The following is a 21,443-nucleotide window of genomic DNA, read 5'->3' as shown; positions in this document are numbered from 1 at the left end:
ATTATTTCTGTCGACAATGTTCGGCTTTATTCGTTCATTTCATTGAAGTTAAAATCCGTATCTTAGTGGATTTCTAATGAAGGAGCTTGAATGACCGGTGTAAAATTGCAGATATTTGTCGACAAACAGAGGTTTACAAAGCCATCTCTTGTGATAATAATTTAAGTTGCGTAAATGTTTTGAAAAAATGGACAATAGATAATTGATAGAATACGATTCCATTTTGGTATAAATCAACTTAATAGATAGCAAGGAGGAGAGAGATTTGATGATTTATCAAAATAATGCTGATAGTGCTATTGGACAAAACCATTCTACCTTTCCACATGATGGACAATTCTCTAGTATGGAGCTTCTATGGAAAAGTGCATTTCAGGAGCTAGATTCATGGTCGGAGTTAGCAGATCACTATGATCAAGTATTGCTAAATGCGGCTAAGAAGTATGTAGAACGGGTTAATCAGGGCACTGAAAATATGAAAGCCATTACTGAACAGTTTAATCGAGAGCTTCAGGAATGGGAGGGAACCGCTCGTGAGGAACTCCTAATGACCACGACAACCATCAAACAGCTTTTCCCAAAAAAGTCTTATCACGATATTAATCTTGTCTTCGATGAAATTCATAATAAATTAACGAACATCGCCTTAACGCCAATCAATGCATTAACGAGCACAAATGCGGTTGGGAAATATATACAGGCGACAGAGCAAATGGTTGAGCTCCGAAAAAAAGGCAGAGAGCAATACATTGAAAAGATGAAGCAGATCGCCTCCATCCTTTATGGAAATCAAAAATTATTTTTTGACATGCTTGAAAAGCAATTTAAAACAGCTATGTTTCCATTACAAAAATATATGGAGAAGTCTGGGAATTTACGAAAATATAACTTTTAAGGAGGGCTAGGAATGCCAAGCCAAAGTTTACATGATACATATGATGTACTAAATAAAATCACAGAGCTCTGGGAGAAACAATTAAACCTTTATCTATCTACTATAAAAAATAATGGGGAGATAGAGACAATTGCAAAGACAGGCATGGACTCGCAAACAAAGTCTCTTCAGCTTATAAGAAAAAATCAAGAATTATTTGCAAGCATGCTTAATATTCCAACAAAAAGTGACCTTGAAAAATTGGTCAATCGTGAAAATCAAACAGATGAAAAACTAGACTCACTTGAGGAACAGCTATGGGGATTGAGCGAGGCTGTCCAATCCTCGAACAAGGATATTGAAAGTGTGATAGATGTTTCGAAAGAAATCATTAAACTTACGAAGCAATTAAAATCTGAACTAATTAAAACGAAAAAGCAACTCGCTGAAACAAAGGATTTACAATCAGATTTAGTAGAAATGAAAAAGGAATTGATTCAATTAAATACATTTAAAGAAGAATTTGAAATGCTTAAGACCTTAATTGATAAAGGGGAACAAAAGGAAGCGGTAGTGGCAGGAGGATCCAGCAATCAAGCAAATAGTTAACGATAAAATAGAGGATGACGTACTTTTGTGTTAACTAAAGTACGTCATCCTCTATTTCGTTCAACACGCGGGCTTTTCTCGGGTTTGTTTTTCCAAAAAATCACGCAATGTCTTATTGAAGGCTTCTTTTGCTTCTAATTTTGCATAATGGCCCGTATTTCTCATAATCACAAATTCAGAATGACTAATTTGTTTGTGCATTAACAATTGGACCCAAACTGGTGTAACGGAATCGTACTGGCCACCAATAATCAACGTAGGAATGCTTATTTTAGGTAGTAAGGAAGTATTATTTACTTTCATGGCTGATTCAACTGACTTAATATACGTTTCTTGATCAGGACGGTAATATTTTATAAAATGCTGATAATTTTCTTCACTCCATGAATACAAACAAACACGAGCGGCTAATTTTTGATGAGCTTCTGTCGAAAGCGAGCTGGCTCTGAGTTTGCGTAATTTATAGAGTAAATTTCCAATTTGTCTCGGCATATAGTGGAACGTACTGACTAGCATCAATGATCGACAGACATGTGATGCTTGGCGATAAATTTCCTGGGCGACTAGGCCGCCTAAGGATAGGCCACATATGTGAGCGGTTTCAATATTGAGTTCTTGAAGTAACTGAACGATATCCGCTGCGAAATTCTGGATTGAGATGCCAATTGTACTTTTATGATCACCATGTCCGCGTAAATCAGGAATAATCAAATCAAATTGATCTGATAGCTCAAACTGATTGTGCCATCCTTCTTTCATTTCACCTAAACCATGAATAAGGATTAATGGCTCACCAGCTCCAAGGCGTAAATAAGGAATTCCTGGAATTACTAATTGTGTAATTTACCATGTATTAATCCCTCCAACTTGTTTATATTACACCTTATTCCCATCCCGCAGGATTCGTAATCAATTTTAACAATATTTATAATTTATATATATGTAGAATTGACAGAAAATTACCCTTAAGTGTAAAATACATATATAGACAAGTGGAGGTGGAAAGCACTTGGCAAAGAATAATGAAACTCAATCCATTCAGCCATCAAAAAACTTTGTGATGCCATTTATCTTATTACTACTCAGCAAGATGTCACTCCATGGGTACGAATTAAGCCAAAAGCTCCAAGCATTCGGCTTTCATTCGATTGACCAAGGGAATTTATATCGACTACTACGGCAACTAGAGAAGGAAAATCTTGTTCAATCGGAATGGGATACAACGGGTGCGGGTCCTGCAAAACGAAGATACACAATTACGGACGTAGGGGTAACGTATTTGAAGGGCTATGCTAACCAATTAGAGAGCTACCAATCGATGCTAGACCAATTTTTTAACATGTATTCCAGCTTTCTTGAGCTCTATATCCCTTCATTTATTAGCGAAGGATCCAATAGAGAAAAAAATGCGGACAAGGGGAGAAAAAGAATGAATCCGAAGAAGAGTGAACAAGTAGTACTAAAAGCTACTCAAAAAAAGGCCGAAACGAATGAATTTACAAATCCAGCGGATTTATTAGTTGATACAGTTTGGGACCAGTATGAACAAACGTTAGAACGGTCAAGACAATTTGGGAAGAACGAGAAGATGCGCTTCTAAAATCAGTCAAGGAAGTTATTAAATTAAACCAAGAATTTAGAAAATCGTTAACAAGCTTATATAATGAGTCGAAGAAAACGAACAATGAAATCGTTAAAGAAATCTCGAATAACTTTCCTAATGCCAATGAAACAAACAGTGGAGAATTTACGAATCAATTAAATGATGTATCAACCCGCATTGAGGGGCTTGCTTTAACACCAATTAAATCAACGTTTGGGTTATTTGATCGCTTGGAGAAGAGTATTGAAGAAAAGAGCGAGCAATTTGTTGATTATTCTCGTGAAACACGCAATGGCTGGCAAAGAGTCACAAATGAATATGTAAAGTTAGCTCGTACTAGTCAAAAACAATTTGTTAATCGTTTTGAAGAAAGCATGAAGGTTCTCTTAAACACGAAATAAAAAAAGGTGCCTAGCACCCTGGTACGTATAAAGGTAACGTACTGGTGCTAGGCACTTATTTGTTTATTTTTTCGCTGACGAGCATTTTTAATCAGTTCAACCCACAGGTCTGAGCCAACCAAAACGCCAGCGATGATGAAGCCAAAGCCGATGACTTGCATTAAAACTACTTTCTCATGGAGAAAAACGACTGCGCTGATTAATGCAAAAAGCGGATTTAAGTTGATGAAAACAGAAGTTTCAGCCGCTCCGATTTGTCCAACTGCAAAGTTATAAACCATGTGACCAACTGCGGTGGCAAAAAACGCTGAAGCAAAAAACACAAGCCACACATGGACGCTCCCCTGGGCTAACCCATTTAAACCATGCGGTTCCTTCACTAAGCTAATTACAAATAACAAGAATGAACCGATTAACAGCATATAGCCTGTCATTAAGCGCGGATCTAACGATCTAGAGATTTTGCTAATAAAAATAAAGCTTATCGCCTGTGATAGGATCGATAAAAATACATATATGTCCCCAATCGAAATTCCACTTATGCTACCATCTTTTAAGACAACCATTATCACACCACAAAAGCCGAGAACCACACTAACAATTCGGGCCATTGTGACAGAGGTCCCCAAAAATAGAATAGCTAGTAAGGTTGTTAACAAAGGTCCTAAACCGAGTATCAGTCCGCCATTGGATGCGGAAGTTTGTTTAAGTCCAATTGATAAAAAGTAATGATGAATAACGACATTAAAGATAGCTCCAATCAGAATAAAACGAAGCTCTCGTTTGGTCGGTTTACGAATTTTTTTCATAAAAGCAAGAATAACAAATACACAAACACCCGCAGTAAAAATCCGAAACGCTGTTATTGTTACGGGCATAAAGGCGGAAACAATTAACTTTGTTGCAATTACGTTCAATCCCCAGGCAGCCATTACTAAAACTAAGGTTAAATAAATAAATTTTTTATTCCTTCCAGTCAATGTTTCCACTTCTTCCAATAGAATAATCAGACTCTTAAATATAGACCATTATAAAGGAAATCTGTTTCCATTGATATCAAAATGTATTATTCTACAAAATTGATTTAGTAAACGATGTAAGACTTTGGAGGAATATACTATGAGGTTTTTGTTTGATGTTAGTAATGTAAGCGTTATAAAAACAGTTGAAAAACGTTCACATGTATGTGAAACAAGATGAGTTAAAATATATAGGGTATAAGAATCGTGTGACGTATTTCACATTTTATTATCTTGCAATTATAACCATCGTTCGTGAAAGGAACTGATACTCATGGCTTTTTTTAAGCCGGAACAAATCGCTAATATTACAGTCGAAAACGGGAAGAAGAAAACACAGTATTCCTTGTTAAAGTCTATAATACTAGGGTTCCAGGCAGGTGCATTTATTTCTTTGGGCTATTTGTTGTTTATTCGTGTTACAGCACCACTTACTGGAGAAATCGCTGGGATTAGCTCGATTTTAGGGGCAGCGTTGTTTCCAATTGGCCTTATTTTAACCTTAATTGCTGGTGGAGAGCTGTTAACAGGAAATATGATGGCTGTTCCCTTAGCATGGTTAGCACGAAAAATAACGGTAAAGCAGCTTTTAGTCAATTGGACTATTATTACTGTTAGTAATTTCATTGGGGCGCTCTTTGTTGCCTACGTTTTTGGTCATATTGTTGGCTTAACTGAAACGGATATGTTTTTAGAAAAAACAGTTAGTATTGCTGAACATAAGCTGGAGGCAAGTTTTATCCAAGCTTTCTTTTCAGGAATAGGCTGTAACTGGCTGGTCGCAGCTGCAGTTTGGCTATCTTACGGTTCAGAGGATATGACGGGGAAGATACTTGGGATTTGGTTTCCAACCATGACCTTTGTTGCCATCGGCTTTCAACACGTTGTCGCAAATATGTTTGTGATTCCCGCTGCAATTTTTGCAGGGCACTTTACATGGCTAGAATATCTTCATAACTTTGTTCCAGTATTCTTAGGTAATGCGGTTGGCGGTTCTGTGTTTGTTGCGGTTGCATATTACCATGCTTATAAGAAAAATATTGTGAAAAATGAGCTTTCTCAAGCTTCTCCTAATCTGACATTAATGAAAAGAGGCGGAATGTAGTGGCAGAAATTTCAGTAGCTGCAGCACTAATTCGTTTTCTGTTAGGTGGAACTGCCGTCCTAGTCGCAACGATTGTCGCTAAGAAGCTAGGTGAAAAGACAGGGGGAATCTTTGCTGCATTTCCTGCAGTCTATTTAGCCGCTATTTTGACTACTCGCTTAGATTTTAATGGGCAAGAGTTAATCAGCCAATCGGTCATATTATCAAAAGGAGCTATTATTGGGATGAGTATTAATATCCTGATTGCGATTATCGCTGGTTATCTATTACCGAAACATGGTTGGAAGCTGGGTCTTGTTCAGACGCTTATATGTTGGTTTGCTGTTTCGATTGCAGTTGTTTTTGTGACATCCTATGCATTCTAAAAAAGGTGGAAATCATGAATAAACAGGACTTATTTATTCGTTTTATCTTAGGCGGCACGGCTGTTATGGTTAGCTACTTAGTCACGGTTTTATCACCTTGGAAAATACTTGCAGGGATTTTTGCAGCGTTTCCTGCCGTTATGCTCACGGCAGTCTTAATGGTTGGAATAGCTTCGGGTTCAAAAAAAGCTGGGAAAATTGCCAATGGTTCCGTGTTTGGGATGATTGGTGGGGTTGTATGTGTAACAACAGTCCTGCTCGTTTTGCAGTTGAGCAAAGATTGGATGTTAAGCATTATTTTAGGCTTATTCTTCTGGCTAGGGAGCTCGATTGCGATTGCACAAATTAGGGAAAAATTAAATTTTCGCGAAATAAGAAGCCGCTTCATCATACAAAAAAGATCTGAAACCAGCTTGGGCTGGCTTCAGATCTTTTTTGCTTTAACGAAGTGGGGGACTGTCCCCACTTCGTTAAAGCATGTCCTGGTTTAAATTTTTGTTGAAAGATGAAGAATATTAAGATAATATGGTTGTTAGTCACCTTTTAATGGTGCAGATATTCATAATTTAATAGTTTAATTGTTGATTAAGGCGCCGTTAGGCTTAATAGGGAATTTGGTGTAAGACCAAAACTGCCCCCGCAACTGTTAGTGTGGACGAACGAGGAGTGCCACTGTACAAGTATACTTTTTATTAATAAAAAGTAAATATGATGTACGGGAAGGTCCTCAAGTAGGTAGATACACAAGTCAGGAGACCTATCTTAATTGATTCGCTTTCAGCTTCTTCGGGGATGGAGAATGTGAGACGTTTGCAGATAAAGGCCTGTCCTTTTGCGTTTTCATTCGTTTTATCCAATCCGTCCAACTTAGCTGGACGGATTTTTTTATGGTTTCACTCGCAGATTTACAACGTCACAAAAATTACGACAAAAACTAAATAAACTATTTAGGAAAAGGTGCACAAACAAAATGGTTTGTGTGAAAAGGGAAGAACGGTAGACAAATCCGTCACGGTACCCGCCACTGTATAGGGGAGCTCCATTGCAAGGATGTCACTAAAGAACAATTGGGAAGACGCAATGGAACCATGAACCAAAGTCAGGAGACCTGCCTTTACCTAGATACTTCTATTTACCTACGGGACTATGGGTGGAAGTGTGTTGAATGCATGATCTAGCTTTATTATGTATTTTTTACGCACCCCTCTTCGTAGGGGTGTTTTTTTGTGATTGGCTGTGTTAAAGAACGATGTTGATTTTTAGTACACTCTGTTGATTGGAGTGGAAGGTGCGAGACTCCTGCGGGAGAAGGTGTCGCGGGAGACCCCACAGGCGTAAAACGCCGAGGAGGCTCCCGGACTCCCCGCGGAAAGGGAGCACCTGGAACGGAAATCAACAGACAAATTTAACACAGTCTTGTGATTAAGAATAGCACTTCAAGATGAATAGTATGGAAAGGCTTTGCTAAGCCATTGAAATGGAAAAGGAGGAATAAAAATGAAAGGAAAACTACTCGTTATTGGATTTGGTCCAGGAAGCTTTGAACATGTCACGGATAGAGCGAGAGAGGCCATTCAAGAAAGTAATATGGTGATCGGCTACAAAACATATGTGGATTTAATCGAAGGACTGATAACGGATCAGGAAATTATCAGCACAGGAATGACCGAGGAAGTAAGTCGGGCACAAGAAGCAGTAAAGCAAGCAGAACGAGGCAATAAAGTCGCGGTTATCTCGAGTGGAGATGCCGGTGTGTATGGAATGGCTGGTCTTATTTATGAAGTGTTAATCGAGAAGGGCTGGAACAAAGAAACCGGTGTCGAGGTTGAAATTGTTCCGGGCATTTCTGCGATCAATTCATGTGCTTCCCTGTTAGGAGCACCAGTGATGCATGATGCTTGTACCATCAGCTTGAGTGATCATTTGACACCATGGAATTTGATTGAAAGCAGAATTGAAGCTGCAGCCAAAACGGACTTTATTATTGCCTTTTATAATCCCAAAAGTGGGAGAAGAACGCGACAAATAGCGGAGGCACAAAAAATTCTGCTGAAGTACCGTTCCCCTGAAACTCCAGTTGGTTTGGTGAAAAGTGCTTACCGTGATCGGGAGCAGGTGGTGGTCACAAATTTAGAAGAAATGCTAAATCATGAAATTGGGATGTTAACGACAGTTATTGTCGGGAATTCATCCACCTTTTTATATCAAGATTTAATGATCACACCGCGCGGATATCAACGGAAGTATACATTAAATCAATCAGAACAACCGTTAAAGCTACATCAGCGCCTGCAAAAAGAAGCAGAGCCTTGGGCGTTAGATCAGGTGAATCCAATTACTCAGGTTCAAACTGAAAAAAAGATGAGCTCTCATTCAGGGATTTAGCAGAAATGGCCATGCAACTGGCGAATGGGGACAAGGGTGACGTGCAACCAACTCAAGTGCAGCATGTGGCTGAATCGATTTTTGAACTAGCCGTAAGCCCTGGTGTAGCAAATAAGAAATTTACCGCACAGCAAATGCTGTTACTTGCGGAAGTCGTTGGTGAACATGGCGTACTGGAGTATACACAGGACCATCAGTTAAAGCTGCAAATCCCAACATCAAATCCTGATGCGATTACGAACCAATTATCAGAGGCTGGGTTCATGCTTGCGCCAGTCGGTGATGTGTTGACGATAAAAGCTTGTGATTTTTGTGACGGCGATAAAAAGGAAAGCATTCCTTTTGCGGAAGAATTGCAGAAGCGGCTCGGAGGTCTTACCCTTCCGAAGGAGCTAAAGCTCGGTTTCAATGGCTGTGGTATGGCTTGTTATGGTGCAGTTCGTGAAGATATCGGCATTGTCTATCGCTCTGGCGCATTTGATTTGTTTTTAGGGGAAAAACGGTTGGTCGTACTGGTCATCCAGGGCAAATTGTTGCCGAAGGGATTCAGCCAGACGAAATCATTGGCATCATTGAAGGAATCATTCACGACTATAAAGAGAATGGCTATCCGAATGAGCGCTTTTTTAAATACTTTAAGCGTGTAAAACAAGTACAAGGCTTTGTACATATCGATATTACGCCGAAGCTGGCGATACAACCTGCATTATGTGGAGATTAACAGCAGCATTAGACTAATGGACAAAGGGGAGGAAGTATTATGAAGTCGATTTTATTTGTAGGGCATGGAAGTAGAGATCCAGAAGGAAATGATCAAGTCCGCCAATTTATCCAGAAGATGAAGGGACGTATAGACCAGTCTTTGTTAGTTGAAACGTGTTTTTTGGAATTTGAATTACCTACTGTCCCACAAGGGATTGATCAATGTGTGCAAAAAGGAGCGAGTCACATCGTTGTGATTCCAATTATGCTCCTTCCAGCAGGTCATTCGAAGATTCATATCCCTGCAGCAATCGACGAAGCGCGCGCCAAATATCCGCATATTCAACTTACGTACGGTCGTCCAATTGGGATCCATGAGGAAAACATATCGATTTTAAAAACAAGATTAGAAGAAATAGGGGAAGATGTGAACAGGCCTGAGCAAGACAGTGCAGTTCTCCTATTAGGGCGCGGTGGTAGTGACCCTGATGCCAATAGTGATTTGTATAAAATGGCGCGGTTATTTTGGGAGAAGACAAATTACCAGCTTGTTGAAGCGGCGTTCATGGGAGTTACAGATCCACTAGTCGATGCTGGTATTGAGCGGTGTATTAAACTCGGAGCGAAAAAAGTAATGATTTTACCTTACTTTTTATTTACCGGAATTCTAATCAAACGTTTGATTAACATGCTTGAGGAGTTTAAAGCAAAATATCCTGAGGTTGAGTTCAAGCTGGCTGGCTATTTTGGCTTTCATCCAAAATTAGAAAGTATTCTATTAGACCGTGTGAATGAGGCTTTGCAGGATGAAGTAAAGATGAATTGTGATACGTGTATTTATCGAATTGAGGCAATGGAGCACATCGATCACCATCATCACCATGATCATGACCACGGGCATGCACATCACCATCATCACCATGATCATGACCACGGGCATGCACATCACCATCATGATCATGAGCATCATCACCACCACGAACATGACCATAGCCACGAACATCATCACGACCATCAAGAAAAGGCTGATGTTGTACGATGATTCTCGTCTTAGCTGGTACAAGTGACGCTCGTGCACTTGCTAGAAAAATCAATGGAGCAGGTTACGAGCTTTTGACTACAGTGGTTACCGACAATGCAGCAATGGAACTTAAAGCGGCTGGACTTGCAGTAAAGATTGGAAGATTAACATCTTCAGAGATGGCGAGTTTAATTGTTGAACAAGGCATACATGCAGTTGTTGATGGGAGTCACCCGTTCGCTGAGGAAGCATCGCGGAATGCAATTCAGGCTGCAGAGCAGGCTGGTGTTCCCTATATTCGCTATGAACGAGAATCGCAAGACTATCAATATGAAAAACTGACGGTTGTGGAGAGCTATGTTGAGGCAGCCAATCTGGCAGCCGAGAAAAAGGAGTCGTTTTGCTTACAACTGGGAGTAAAACGCTACAGATTTTTACTGAAAAATTACTATCCGATCCAGATGTGCGTTTGCTCGCGCGGATGCTGCCCCGTCTGGATAATCTTGAAAAATGTGAATCATTAGGTTTTCCGCAAAAGAATATTATCGCGATCCAAGGGCCGTTTACGAAGGAATTTGATTTGGCGCTTTATCAACAGTATGGGGTTACGTTGATGATTACAAAGGAAAGCGGGAAAATCGGCTCGGTTGGTGAAAAGATGGCTGCTGCCAAAGAGTTAGGAATTGAAGTGGTGATGATTCATCGACCAAAGCTAGAATATGGCCATGTTTATCAAAACTTTGAGGGTGTGCTTTCAGCGTTGATGGAAGTGGTTCCTTTGCAGGAATCAGACACAAAAAAATAAGGGAGATGGAATCAATGGATTTTCGTACAGATTTTAAACCGGTAACGGTTCAACCACAGCAAATCGAATCAGTTAGCTTTCAAATGATTGATGAAGAGGTAGGGGAGCATGGTTTTACACCGGAGCAATACCGTGTGGCACAAAGGGTGATTCATGCTTCTGCTGATTTTGAATTAGGAAAAAGCCTAGTCTTTCACCGTGATGCGATTGAAGCGGGGATTAATGCCATTCGGAGCGGAAAAAAGGTCGTTGCCGATGTGCAAATGATTCAAAGTGGAGTGAATAAAGCAAGAATTGAAAAATACGGCGGTGAAGTTAAGGTTTATATTTCAGATGCGGATGTTGTTGAGGAAGCTAAGCGCTTGAACACAACACGAGCGATTATTTCGATGAGAAAAGCGATTCATGAAGCCGATGGTGGTATTTATGCGATTGGAAATGCACCAACGGCACTGCTTGAGCTCATTCGTCTCGTGAAAGAGGGAGAAGCAAGACCTGGGTTAGTCATCGGTTTGCCAGTTGGTTTTGTTTCAGCTGCTGAATCAAAGGAAGAGCTAGCGAAACTCGATATTCCGTTTATCACTAATATTGGCAGAAAAGGCGGAAGCACCGTAACCGTAGCCGCACTAAACGCCCTAACATTATTAGCAGAACAAAGATAGTAATTTTTTATAAATGGCTGTGTTAAAGAACGTTGTTGATTTTTGAGTGATCTGTTGATTGGAGTGGAAGGCACGAGACTCCTACGGGAGCATCGGAAATCAACAGACAAATCTAACAAAAAAGAACTAAGCGAGGAATCAACGAAAGCGATGACCGAAGTTCAAGAGAAACCTCAGCAGAAAAAATTAAGACAAGGATATACGACTGGAGCCTGTGCGACTGCGGCGACAAAAGCAGCGCTTATAGCATTAATCACAAACGAGCCGCAAACAGAAACAACAATTTATCTACCTGTTGGCCGATTCGCAACCTTTCAAATTGAAGGCTGTGAAATCAGCGCCAATGAAAAGGTCTCGGCAACTGTGATTAAAGACGGCGGCGATGATCCCGATGCCACACACGGTGCTGAAATCATTGCAACGGTTACGTGGACCAACCAACCTGGAATTAGCTTGGATGGTGGGATTGGCGTTGGTCGAGTGACGAAAGAGGGTCTGCCCATTCAGGTAGGCGAAGCGGCCATCAATCCTGTACCACGGCAAAAGATTGCGGAAACCGCAGAACAAGTGCTTCAGGAGTTTGCCATTGAAAAAGGTGTGCAAATCGTGATTTCTGTACCAGATGGTGTGGAAATTGCGAAAAAAACACTGAATGGCCGCTTAGGGATATTGGGTGGAATTTCGATTTTAGGGACGCGTGGAATTGTCGTCCCATTTTCGACGTCAGCCTATAAAGCAAGCATCGTCCAAGCGTTGAATGTCGCACGGGCCAGTGGATGCGAGCATGTCGTCATCACAACAGGTGGGCGTAGCGAAAAGTATGCGATGCAGAAGTACCCTCACCTTCCTGAAGAGGCATTTATTGAGATGGGTGATTTTGTTGGGTTTACACTAAAACAGTGTAAACGGGTTGGCTTAAAACGTGTTTCAATGGTTGGGATGATGGGGAAATTTTCAAAGGTTGCCCAAGGTGTAATGATGGTTCACTCGAAAAGTGCAGAGGTTGATTTTTCTTTTTTAGCAAAAATTGCAGCGGAAGCAGGGGCGCCAGTGGAGTATTATGAAAAAATCATTGGAGCCAATACCGCTTCACAGGTTGGCGATATGATGGTTGCTGCTGAAATTCATTCTTTTTTTGCAAAGCTGTGCGAGTATTGCTGTAGTGAGGCATTAAAAGAGGTTGGCGGTGGAATCGAAGTGAGCATGACGCTATATACACTTAAGGGAGAATTTTTAGGGGAGGCGGTCCGCAGTGGGGAAATCAATGAAGATGATTGGAATCGGCGATGATGGCAAGCAAGGGCTAATGCCGCTCTATGAAAATTGGATTGATCAAAGTGATGTGTTAATTGGTGGAAAACGGCATCTTAGCTTTTTTCCAGACTACGTGGGGAAAAGGTCGCGATTGAGGGAGGATTAACCTCATTAGTTGAAAGATTGCAAACCGAGGAGCGAAATGTTGTGATTCTAGCTTCTGGAGATCCGTTATTTTACGGGATTGGCAGTTTCCTAGCAAGCAAGGTGCCGATCGAGATTTACCCGGCTGTCAGCTCGATTCAGCTTGCGTTTGCCAGAATGGGCGAGAGATGGCACGATGCTTATTTGACGAGTGTGCATGGGCGAAGCATGAAGGGGCTCGCTCAGCGAATCGACTGCAAGGAGAAGGTTGCGATTTTAACGGATGTTGAAAATACACCAAACAAACTTGCAAACTATTTATTATCATTTGGCATGATAGAATATGAAGCGTTTGTAGCTGAAAATCTTGGTGGAGAGGCAGAGCATTGCCGCTGGTTTCAATTAGAGGAAATGCTGGATACCGAGTTCTCTCCGCTTAATGTGGTGATTTTAAAAAAAATTGGGGAAGGACCAGTCTGGCCACTAGGAATTGACGATGAGCAGTTTATACAACGAAAGCCGTTAAAGGGCTTAATTACAAAAAAAGAAGTACGAACATTAAGCATTAGTGCATTGAGATTAAAGAAAGACAGCATTGTTTGGGATATTGGTACATGTACGGGTTCTGTTGCGATTGAAGCGGGCAGGATTGCACGTGAAGGAAAGGTCTTTGCGATTGAAAAGAACGAGGCCGATTTAGAAAACTGCCGCGAAAATCTGGCAAAGTTCCGCGTTGATGCCACTGTCAAACATGGTAAAGCACCTGATGGTTTGGCGGATTTCCCAGCTCCAGATGCGGTCTTTATTGGTGGGACTGGCGGTGGTATGGCTGACATCCTTGATGTGTGCTGCAGCCGTTTACGCGAAAACGGACGAATCGTCTTAAATGCGGTGACGATAGAAAATTTGGCTGAGGCCGTTGCTTTGTTTAAGGAACGAGGCTATAAAACGGACATTACGTTAGTACAAATCTCCAGAAGTCAGCCGATATTGAATTTAACAAGATTTGAATCATTAAATCCAATCTACATCATTGCTGCAGAGCGTGAGGAAGGGGAATAGAATGCTAGGAACATTATATGGTCTCGGGGTCGGTCCTGGTGACCCAGAATTAATTACGGTCAAAGCGTTTCGAAAATTAAAGGAAGCTGCGGTCATTGCTTATCCGAAAAAACAGCGCGGCAGTAAAAGCTATGCGCAAAAAATCATTGATTGTTACTTTCAGCCTCACGAAAAAGAACTAATTGGTCTCGTCTTTCCAATGACGAAAGACCAAGAGGTTTTGGATAAAAGATGGAATGAAACAGTTGAGAGTGTGTGGGAAAAGCTTCAAGAGGGGAAGGACGTCGCTTTTGTGACAGAAGGAGATCCAATGCTTTATAGCACCTTCATTCATATGATGCGTTTAATGCAGGAGCGTTATCCAGAGGTACCGATTGAGGTCGTACCTGGAATTTCTTCTATTAATGGTGCTGCGGCAAGATTAGGGCTGCCGCTTGCGGATGGCGATGAGAAAGTTGCGATTGTACCGGCACAGGCCGATGCTGAGACGATGAAAAAAGTAATACAAGACCATGACTGCATTATTTTTATCAAAGTAGCAAAGGTCATTGATTCGATGCTTGGGTTATTAAAAGAGCTTGATTTACTTGAGAAGGCTTCGGTTGTGACGAAGGTTACTTCTGATGAGGAGATCATTTGGAAGGCGTCGGAGCTTGAGGGTGTAGATTTGGAATATTTATCATTAATGGTGGTGAGAAAATAAGATGAAGTTATACATAATAGGGGCAGGAGCTGGCGACCCGGATTTGATTACGGTGAAGGGCTTAAAGCTGTTGCAGGAGGCGGACGTCGTCTTATATGCCGATTCGCTAGTTAGTGAAGAGCTGGTACGAAAAGCCAAGCCATCAGCTGAAATCTTGAAAACAGCCGGGATGCATTTGGAAGAAATGGTTGGAATTATGGTTGAAAAAATCCAACAAGGGCAGAAGGTTGTTCGCGTTCATACGGGCGATCCGGCGATGTATGGGGCGATTATGGAGCAAATCGCACTTGTTAAAAAAGCCGGAATCGCGGTTGAAATTATTCCAGGTGTTAGCTCAGTGTTTGCATCTGCAGCCGCTGCGGAAGCTGAATTGACGATTCCTGATTTGACGCAAACAGTTATATTGACACGTGCTGAGGGGCGGACGCCTGTTCCAGAACTGGAAAAGCTTCGCGATTTAGCCACTCATCAATGTACGATCGCCTTATTCTTAAGTGCAACTTTAACGAAAAAGGTAGTGAAGGAGTTAATTGAAGCTGGCTGGAGTGAAGAGACACCGGTAGTGGTTGTGTATAAAGCGACGTGGCCGGACCAGAAAATCATTCGGACGTCCGTTAAAAATCTAGATGAAGATTTGCGTAAGAATGGCATTCGCAGTCAAGCGATGATACTCGCCGGCTGGGCACTTGATGAGAATATTCATAATAAGGACTATCGTTCAAAGCTATATGATAAACATTTTACCCATGGCTACCGCCGAAAGGTCGATGTGAAATGATTTCCTTAGAGGAGAATGTGATTCCGGCGATTTCCGTTCGTGAACATAGTGATTATGCCGTTGTTGCGATTACGAAGCATGGTGTGGAGCTTGCACGAAATCTGGGACACACATTTGGGAATGCTGATATTTTTTATATGTCCAAGCATGCCAAGGGTGATGAAGAAGTGCGTGGGATTCAGACGTTTGAAGGAAGTGTTCGCCTCCTTTTCCCTGCGCTGTTTCCTGCGTATCGTGGTCTAATCATTATCGTTTCGCTTGGCGCAGTCGTGAGGATGATTGCGCCGCTGTTAAAGGATAAGAAGTCCGACCCAGCGGTGGTCGTCATTGATGACAAAGGTGAGCATGTCATCAGTGTGTTATCGGGCCATCTTGGTGGGGCAAATGAATTGACCCATGAGGTGGCGGCTGCTTTAGGGGCACATCCAGTAATCACGACGGCTTCTGATGTGCAGCAAACGATTCCCGTAGATTTATTTGGGAAACGATTCGGTTGGGTTTGGGAATCAGCGGAAAATCTAACGCCAGTAAGCGCTGCTGTTGTTAACGAAGAGCCGGTTGCGATTGTCCAGGAATCAGGGGAAAAGCAGTGGTGGGATTATCAGCGAGCGCTCCCAGACCATTTTACTGTCTATTCTACGGTTGGTGCTGCTTTAGCCGTTGCTTCACATTCTGCAGCCTTGGTGATTACGCATCGAATTCTGCAGGGTGCTGAATTGGACATTTTAAACAATGGCGTTTTATATCGTCCGAAGGTGCTGGCTTTAGGAATTGGCTGCAATCGTGGGACAGCAGCTGCAGAAATTGAATCGGTAATCGATGAAACGTTGGCTGAACTCAATTTTTCAAAGAAAAGTGTGAAAGCTATTTGCACAATCGATTTGAAAAAGGATGAGCAAGGATTGCTTGAAGTAGTTGATAAACACGGCTGGGAGTTTGTCTATTATTCTCCCGAACAATTAAATACTATAACGTGCCAGGAGCCATCGGCCACAGTGTTTAAATATACAGGAGCCTATGGTGTCAGCGAGCCAGCCGCTCTACTCTATAGCGGTGCTGATCAGTTAGAGCTGGTGAAGAAAAAATCGGGCAATGTGACGATTTCTGTTGGAGTGATCCCATTTTTGGGGTGAATTTAGTGTGTGCGGTGTTCATGTAACCAAAACAGAAGTCGAAAGTAGCCGAAATGACCACACAAACAAAAAGGAAAGGAAGGAGGAGCTAGCATGTCAAATCGAAGACTAGTGATTGCCGGAACAGGAAGCGGCGTTGGGAAGACAACGATGACAATCGGCCTGATGGCTGCGTTTAAAAAGAAAGGCTACACTGTTCAAGGCTTTAAGTGTGGTCCCGACTACATTGATCCAACCTATCATACCGCTGTTACAGGAAGGCCATCGCGTAATGTCGATAGCTGGATGTTAGATCATGAATTGGTCAAAGAAATTATCGAGCGAGGAAGTCGCGATACAGATATTTCGATTATCGAAGGTGTAATGGGCTTTTTTGATGGGAAGGATCCAACCAATAATTCTGGGACAACAGCGGAGATTAGTATAATCACGAAAAGCCCAGTCGTGCTAATTGTGAATTGTGCGAGCATGGCTCGGAGTGCCGCAGCGATCGTGAAGGGGTTTCAAAGCTTTGAGCCGCAATCCAATATCGTAGCTGTCATTGCCAATCGAATTGGTAGCCAAGGACATTTTAATATAGTTAAAACAGCGATTGAACAGGAGTGCGGCATTCCAGTTGTTGGCTATTTAAAACGGGATGAGGAGCTTGCGATTCCCGAGCGGCACTTAGGCTTAGTGCCTTCCGTTGAACGAGGAGAGCTTAATTCATTTTTTGAAAAGGTTGCGCAATCGGTCCTTGAAACTGTGGATGTTGATCGTTTATATGAATTAGCGGAAGCACCGCGTCTGGAAATCGCCCGAAGTCGTTTCACAAAGCGGGAGCAGCCATCGGTCCGAATCGCGATTGCTAAGGATGCAGCGTTTAACTTTTACTATGAAGAAAACCTAGAAATGCTTGAAGCGTATGGGGCTGAGCTCGTTCCGTTTTCACCGTTAGTTGGGGAGACCGTCCCTGAAAACGTACAAGGCTTGTACCTTGGTGGAGGATTTCCAGAGGAATTTGCAGAGGAATTGGCGGCGCAAGTGAAGGTCAAGCAATCGATTTCCAATGCGATTGCCGGTGGATTACCGACACTTGCTGAGTGCGGCGGATTTATGTTCTTAACTGAATCGATTGAAACAACAGACGAACGCAAGTACGAGATGGTTGGCATCATTCCGGTTCCGTTAAAATGCAAAAGAAATTAGCGGCACTGGGCTATCGCGAAATCACTGGTTTGGACGCTAACTTTTTATTAAAAGGAAGTTTAGCGGCAAAGGGACATGAATTTCATTATTCAACCTTCAAGCCACGTACTGCCATTACACCGGCTTATTTTACAAAAGGAATGCGCGGTACAAAGCAAGAGGGTTATTTAAGCGACAACCTGATTGCCGGTTATACTCATTTCCATTTTGGATCTTGCCCAGAAATGGTTGAAAATTGGATTTCCCAATGTAAGGAGATTAAAGTACATGTCTAAGGCTCTTCCGATTATGTTTCAGGGCACCCATTCTGATGCCGGAAAAAGTGTAATTGTCACCGCCTTCTGCCGTATCTTTGCTCAGGATGGCTATAAAACCGTTCCGTTTAAGTCGCAAAACATGGCATTAAACTCCTATATTACCGTCGATGGAAAGGAAATCGGTCGGGCGCAGGGGGTGCAGGCAGAAGCAGCTGGTGTGCAAGCGACGACAGACATGAATCCAATTTTATTAAAGCCAAACCGTGGCAATCAGGCGCAAATTGTTCTTCATGGCAAGCCGTTTAAAAATATGGAAGCAGGAGCGTATCGTCGGGATTTTTTTCCTACCGGGTTAAAATTAATTGGTGAGGCGCTTGAGCGATTGACTGATGAGAATGAGCGAATGGTGATTGAGGGAGCGGGCAGTCCGGCTGAAGTGAACTTAAATGATCGCGAGCTCGTTAATATGCGAGTCGCGCGACTTGCCAATGCGCCTGTCATTCTAATCGGTGATATTGAAAAAGGTGGGGTATTTGCTAGTTTAGTTGGCACCTTGCAGCTGATGGAGCCAGAGGATCGCGACCGAGTCATTGGTGTAATCATTAATAAATTTCGTGGTGACATTAAGTTGCTACAGTCAGGTCTTGACTGGTTTGAAGAATATACTGGCAAGCCTGTACTAGGGGTTATTCCATATTTACCTAACCTAAATATCGATGCAGAGGATTCAGTGATATTAAACCAATACAGCTCGGTGCAAAATCAGGACAAAGAAATTGATATTGCTGTAATTCAATATCCTAAGATATCGAATTTCACTGATGTCGATCCATTTTTTGTAGAGCCTGATTGCCATGTCCGCTTTATTACAGGGGCTGAGCAGCTAAAGGAACCCGATTTGATTATTTTACCGGGAAGTAAAAATACAATTGACGATTTTCGGTTTTTACAGGATAGCGGTCTAGCCGAAAAAATTATTCATTTACATAATAAGAAGCAAACGAAGGTTTTCGGAATTTGTGGCGGTTATCAAATGCTGGGACAATCGATTGCAGATCCATATGGTGTCGAATCCCTCGAACAATATTCGGAGGGGCTTGGTCTATTACCAGTTGCAACGACAATCACGCAGGAAAAAACAACGGTTCTTTCTGAGGGTGAATTATCCTTTTGTGGTAAAATATTGAATGTACAAGGTTACGAGATTCATATGGGCAGCTCGATTCTTGCTGAAGACGCCAAATCCCTAATCATAACGGAAACCGGAACGGATGGCTGTAAAAATAAAGAAGAAACGGTCATTGGAACTTATTTTCACGGGGTTTTTCATAATGATGAGCTTCGCACGATGCTTATCAACCACATTCGCGAGGAGAAAGGGTTAGACCCGCTCTTCAATCGTGTGTCCTTCAATCAAATGCGCGAGGAAGCGTTTGATCGTCTGGCTGACCACGTAAGGGCCCACGTTAAGCTAGATTTTATCGAAGAAAAAATGCTAGAGTTTGGGCAAAGGAGATTAGTAAAATGATAGATCTAATAACAGCAATTAAACCAGTCAACAAAGAAAAAGGCACAGAGGTCGCCGCGTATATTGATACATTAACAAAGCCACCTGGCAGCCTTGGAGTATTAGAAGAAATCGCGATTCAATTAGGGGAAATTACCGGAGAGGATTTTCCAACAGTTACACCGCCAGCGGTGATTGTATTTGCTGCTGATCATGGCATTGTTAAGGAAGGTGTATCAGCATTTCCGCAAGAAGTAACAGCACAAATGGTGTACAACTTTCTGAATGGGGGCGCTGGGATTAATGTATTTAGCCGCCAAATTGGAGCGAAGTTTGAAATTGTCGATGTCGGTGTTGCATCAGATTTGAATGCTGAAGACGTTATAGTAAAAAAAGTGCGCTACGGAACTGGGAATTTCATGGTTGAGGATGCAATGACTCGCGCAGAAGCAGAACAAGCACTTCAAGTGGGCTATGAACGTGCGCAAAAAATGTTCGAACAAGGAGCTAAATGCTTAATTGTTGGTGAAATGGGGATTGGCAACACGACGCCAAGTAGTGCGATCTTAGCGGTGTTAAGTGGTCGTGACATTACAGAGCTAGTTGGAAGTGGCACGGGACTTGATTCAGACCAAGTCAAACATAAACAATCCGTCATCAAGCAGGCAATCGAGGCACGTCAGCCAGACCGCAATGATGCGATTGACGTATTAGCAAAGGTTGGTGGTTTGGAAATTGCCGCCATGACCGGGGCGATGCTAGCTGCTGCTGCAAATCGGATCCCAATTTTATTAGACGGCTTTATTTGTACGGTATCTGGGTTATTGGCTGCTGCCATCAATCCGCATGCGTGCGGTTATATGATTGTTGGCCATCGTTCTGTTGAAATTGGTCATAACGTAGCGATAAATATGCTTGGGAAAAAGCCTTTGCTTGATTTAGGCTTTCGTTTGGGTGAAGGAACAGGAGCGGCTGTAGCCTTTCCAATTTTACAATCCGCAGTTTTAATGGTGAAAGAGATGGCAACCTTCTCTTCTGCTGGAATATCAGGGAAAGAATAAACGATCAGGAGTGAAAGTGTCAATGACGAAGGGGAAGGTTTTTTTAGTTGGAGCAGGTCCTGGTGATCCGAAGCTCATCACGGTTTACGGGATGGAATGCATTCAAAAAGCGGATGTGGTTCTTTATGACCGACTTGTAAATGAACAATTATTATCGTATGCGAAACAGGATGCAGAGCTGATATTTGTCGGTAAGCTCCCAGGTAAGCATGAGGTGATTCAGGACAAAATTCATGAGCTGTTGATAGAGCATGCCCAGGCAGGCAAGATTGTTACTCGCTTAAAAGGCGGGGATCCTTGCGTTTTTGGTCGGGTTGGTGAAGAAGCCGAAGTGTTGGTGAGGCAAGGAATTCCATATGAAATCGTTCCGGGGATTACATCGGGGATTGCTGCACCTGCATATGCCGGAATTCTGGTGACACATCGCGATTTCGCATCTACCTTTGCGGTAGTCACTGGCCATAACCGTGCTGATAAAAATGAAGATAATATCAACTGGCACGCCCTCGCAACGGGGATAGATACGATTGCTTTTTATATGGGAATTGGCAATCTTCATTATATTTGCGAGCAGCTTATATCTCATGGGAAAAATCAAGAAACCCCAGTCGCGATCATTCAGTGGGGCACGACACATCGCCAGAAGACCGTAACAGGTACGTTAGCGACAATTGAAAAAGTTGCAGCGGCAGCAGAAATCAAACATCCAGCAATTATTCTGGTTGGAGAGGTTGTTTCGTTACGCGAAAAGCTTGCGTGGTTTGAAGGCGAATTAGCAGGCGAAGCTGTGGCTAAGTAAATTCGA

The 21,443-nt window shown here is 42.2% G+C and carries 18 protein-coding genes, 4 pseudogenes and 2 riboswitches; of the genes and pseudogenes, 20 read left to right on the top strand and 2 right to left on the bottom strand.

Annotated features, from left to right (window positions below; all coding sequences use genetic code 11):
* Positions 1 to 268: 268 nt before the first annotated feature.
* Positions 269 to 895, top strand: a complete 627-nt coding sequence (locus RGF10_RS22690) for a hypothetical protein (RefSeq protein WP_318509662.1) — start codon at positions 269 to 271, stop codon at positions 893 to 895.
* Between the two features lie 12 nt (positions 896 to 907).
* Positions 908 to 1,483 carry a polyhydroxyalkanoate biosynthesis repressor PhaR gene (locus RGF10_RS22685; RefSeq protein ID WP_318505983.1) on the top strand — a complete coding sequence of 192 codons (576 nt, stop codon included), beginning with the start codon at positions 908 to 910 and terminating at the stop codon, positions 1,481 to 1,483.
* A gap of 60 nt (positions 1,484 to 1,543) precedes the next feature.
* Here the strand turns inward: RGF10_RS22685 and RGF10_RS22680 are convergent, their stop codons facing one another.
* A complete protein-coding gene (locus RGF10_RS22680; protein WP_318505981.1) occupies positions 1,544 to 2,242 on the bottom strand; it encodes an alpha/beta fold hydrolase in 699 nt (232 codons plus the stop codon).
* A gap of 250 nt (positions 2,243 to 2,492) precedes the next feature.
* On the opposite strand from RGF10_RS22680, the gene phaQ reads away from it, so the two are divergent.
* Entirely contained in the window at positions 2,493 to 3,083 is a 591-nt protein-coding gene (gene phaQ / locus RGF10_RS22675; protein ID WP_318505980.1) for a poly-beta-hydroxybutyrate-responsive repressor, read from the top strand.
* Positions 3,053 to 3,487 (top strand): hypothetical protein, encoded by a 435-nt coding sequence (locus tag RGF10_RS22670; RefSeq protein WP_318509660.1) that lies wholly within the window; start codon positions 3,053 to 3,055, stop codon positions 3,485 to 3,487. Before phaQ ends, RGF10_RS22670 begins: the two co-directional genes overlap by 31 nt.
* A 47-nt stretch (positions 3,488 to 3,534) precedes the next feature.
* On the opposite strand, the gene RGF10_RS22665 is transcribed toward RGF10_RS22670, so the two are convergent.
* Entirely contained in the window at positions 3,535 to 4,467 is a 933-nt protein-coding gene (locus RGF10_RS22665) for a DMT family transporter (protein ID WP_412176659.1), read from the bottom strand.
* Positions 4,468 to 4,780: 313 nt separating this feature from the next.
* On the opposite strand from RGF10_RS22665, the gene RGF10_RS22660 reads away from it, so the two are divergent.
* The 16 genes and pseudogenes from RGF10_RS22660 (at position 4,781) to cobA (ending at position 21,437) form a co-directional block, all read left to right on the top strand.
* A complete protein-coding gene (locus RGF10_RS22660; protein WP_318505978.1) occupies positions 4,781 to 5,611 on the top strand; it encodes a formate/nitrite transporter family protein in 831 nt (276 codons plus the stop codon).
* On the top strand, positions 5,611 to 5,976 hold the full coding sequence (locus tag RGF10_RS22655) for a DUF3147 family protein (protein ID WP_318505976.1): 366 nt from the start codon (positions 5,611 to 5,613) through the stop codon (positions 5,974 to 5,976). Before RGF10_RS22660 ends, RGF10_RS22655 begins: the two co-directional genes overlap by 1 nt.
* A gap of 14 nt (positions 5,977 to 5,990) precedes the next feature.
* The gene (locus RGF10_RS22650) at positions 5,991 to 6,467 is read left to right on the top strand and encodes a DUF3147 family protein (RefSeq protein ID WP_318505975.1); all 477 of its coding nucleotides are present in this window, start codon (positions 5,991 to 5,993) and stop codon (positions 6,465 to 6,467) included.
* A gap of 80 nt (positions 6,468 to 6,547) precedes the next feature.
* Positions 6,548 to 6,756, top strand: a riboswitch (cobalamin riboswitch).
* A gap of 158 nt (positions 6,757 to 6,914) precedes the next feature.
* A riboswitch (cobalamin riboswitch) is annotated at positions 6,915 to 7,107 on the top strand.
* 366 nt (positions 7,108 to 7,473) lie between these two features.
* Positions 7,474 to 9,082, top strand: a pseudogene (gene cobJ / locus RGF10_RS22645) (precorrin-3B C(17)-methyltransferase).
* A 39-nt stretch (positions 9,083 to 9,121) separates the two neighbouring features.
* Positions 9,122 to 10,105, top strand: a complete 984-nt coding sequence (locus RGF10_RS22640) for a sirohydrochlorin chelatase (RefSeq protein WP_318505973.1) — start codon at positions 9,122 to 9,124, stop codon at positions 10,103 to 10,105.
* Positions 10,102 to 10,889, top strand: a pseudogene (cobK, locus tag RGF10_RS22635) (precorrin-6A reductase). Before RGF10_RS22640 ends, cobK begins: the two are co-directional and overlap by 4 nt.
* Before the next feature lie 14 nt (positions 10,890 to 10,903).
* A complete protein-coding gene (locus RGF10_RS22630; RefSeq protein ID WP_318505971.1) occupies positions 10,904 to 11,551 on the top strand; it encodes a precorrin-8X methylmutase in 648 nt (215 codons plus the stop codon).
* Positions 11,552 to 11,701: 150 nt separating this feature from the next.
* Positions 11,702 to 12,841, top strand: coding sequence for a cobalt-precorrin-5B (C(1))-methyltransferase (locus tag RGF10_RS22625; RefSeq protein WP_318509656.1), 1,140 nt, complete (start codon positions 11,702 to 11,704; stop codon positions 12,839 to 12,841).
* Positions 12,816 to 14,011, top strand: a pseudogene (gene cbiE, locus RGF10_RS22620) (precorrin-6y C5,15-methyltransferase (decarboxylating) subunit CbiE). Before RGF10_RS22625 ends, cbiE begins: the two are co-directional and overlap by 26 nt.
* 1 nt (position 14,012) lies before the next feature.
* Positions 14,013 to 14,714 carry a precorrin-2 C(20)-methyltransferase gene (cobI, locus tag RGF10_RS22615; protein ID WP_318505970.1) on the top strand — a complete coding sequence of 234 codons (702 nt, stop codon included), beginning with the start codon at positions 14,013 to 14,015 and terminating at the stop codon, positions 14,712 to 14,714.
* A 1-nt stretch (position 14,715) separates the two neighbouring features.
* Positions 14,716 to 15,492, top strand: coding sequence for a precorrin-4 C(11)-methyltransferase (gene cobM / locus RGF10_RS22610; RefSeq protein WP_318505968.1), 777 nt, complete (start codon positions 14,716 to 14,718; stop codon positions 15,490 to 15,492).
* Positions 15,489 to 16,625: a cobalt-precorrin 5A hydrolase gene (locus RGF10_RS22605; protein WP_318505966.1), complete on the top strand. Its 1,137-nt coding sequence runs from the start codon at positions 15,489 to 15,491 to the stop codon at positions 16,623 to 16,625. The genes cobM and RGF10_RS22605 overlap by 4 nt, the downstream gene beginning before the upstream one ends.
* Before the next feature lie 93 nt (positions 16,626 to 16,718).
* Positions 16,719 to 18,088 (top strand): annotated as a pseudogene (locus RGF10_RS22600) (cobyrinate a,c-diamide synthase).
* Complete coding sequence (locus tag RGF10_RS22595) at positions 18,081 to 19,598, top strand: cobyric acid synthase (protein ID WP_318505965.1); 1,518 nt, start codon at positions 18,081 to 18,083, stop codon at positions 19,596 to 19,598. Before RGF10_RS22600 ends, RGF10_RS22595 begins: the two are co-directional and overlap by 8 nt.
* Positions 19,595 to 20,638 (top strand): nicotinate-nucleotide--dimethylbenzimidazole phosphoribosyltransferase, encoded by a 1,044-nt coding sequence (cobT, locus tag RGF10_RS22590; protein WP_318505963.1) that lies wholly within the window; start codon positions 19,595 to 19,597, stop codon positions 20,636 to 20,638. Before RGF10_RS22595 ends, cobT begins: the two co-directional genes overlap by 4 nt.
* Before the next feature lie 22 nt (positions 20,639 to 20,660).
* On the top strand, positions 20,661 to 21,437 hold the full coding sequence (gene cobA / locus RGF10_RS22585; protein ID WP_318505961.1) for a uroporphyrinogen-III C-methyltransferase: 777 nt from the start codon (positions 20,661 to 20,663) through the stop codon (positions 21,435 to 21,437).
* The last annotated feature ends 6 nt before the right edge of the window (positions 21,438 to 21,443 follow it).

The organism is Bacillus sp. T3 (assembly GCF_033449965.1).
In the GTDB taxonomy this organism is placed as follows: domain Bacteria; phylum Bacillota; class Bacilli; order Bacillales; family Cytobacillaceae; genus Bacillus_BU.
Note: the sequence above shows the minus strand (reverse complement) of the source record. Positions and strands in the feature narration are given on the sequence as shown.

Excerpts from the sequence above, each read along its gene's own strand:
- RGF10_RS22625 (WP_318509656.1), top strand. The coding sequence starts at position 11,702 with ATGACCGAAGTTCAAGAGAAACCTCAGCAGAAAAAATTAAGACAAGGA.
- RGF10_RS22690 (WP_318509662.1), top strand. The coding sequence starts at position 269 with ATGATTTATCAAAATAATGCTGATAGTGCTATTGGACAAAACCATTCT.
- cobT (WP_318505963.1), top strand. The coding sequence starts at position 19,595 with ATGATAGATCTAATAACAGCAATTAAACCAGTCAACAAAGAAAAAGGC.
- RGF10_RS22685 (WP_318505983.1), top strand. The coding sequence starts at position 908 with ATGCCAAGCCAAAGTTTACATGATACATATGATGTACTAAATAAAATC.
- cobI (WP_318505970.1), top strand. The coding sequence starts at position 14,013 with ATGCTAGGAACATTATATGGTCTCGGGGTCGGTCCTGGTGACCCAGAA.
- cobM (WP_318505968.1), top strand. The coding sequence starts at position 14,716 with ATGAAGTTATACATAATAGGGGCAGGAGCTGGCGACCCGGATTTGATT.
- RGF10_RS22660 (WP_318505978.1), top strand. The coding sequence starts at position 4,781 with ATGGCTTTTTTTAAGCCGGAACAAATCGCTAATATTACAGTCGAAAAC.
- RGF10_RS22630 (WP_318505971.1), top strand. The coding sequence starts at position 10,904 with ATGGATTTTCGTACAGATTTTAAACCGGTAACGGTTCAACCACAGCAA.
- RGF10_RS22605 (WP_318505966.1), top strand. The coding sequence starts at position 15,489 with ATGATTTCCTTAGAGGAGAATGTGATTCCGGCGATTTCCGTTCGTGAA.
- RGF10_RS22595 (WP_318505965.1), top strand. The coding sequence starts at position 18,081 with ATGTCTAAGGCTCTTCCGATTATGTTTCAGGGCACCCATTCTGATGCC.
- RGF10_RS22650 (WP_318505975.1), top strand. The coding sequence starts at position 5,991 with ATGAATAAACAGGACTTATTTATTCGTTTTATCTTAGGCGGCACGGCT.
- cobA (WP_318505961.1), top strand. The coding sequence starts at position 20,661 with ATGACGAAGGGGAAGGTTTTTTTAGTTGGAGCAGGTCCTGGTGATCCG.
- RGF10_RS22640 (WP_318505973.1), top strand. The coding sequence starts at position 9,122 with ATGAAGTCGATTTTATTTGTAGGGCATGGAAGTAGAGATCCAGAAGGA.
- RGF10_RS22680 (WP_318505981.1), bottom strand. The coding sequence starts at position 2,242 with ATGAAAGAAGGATGGCACAATCAGTTTGAGCTATCAGATCAATTTGAT.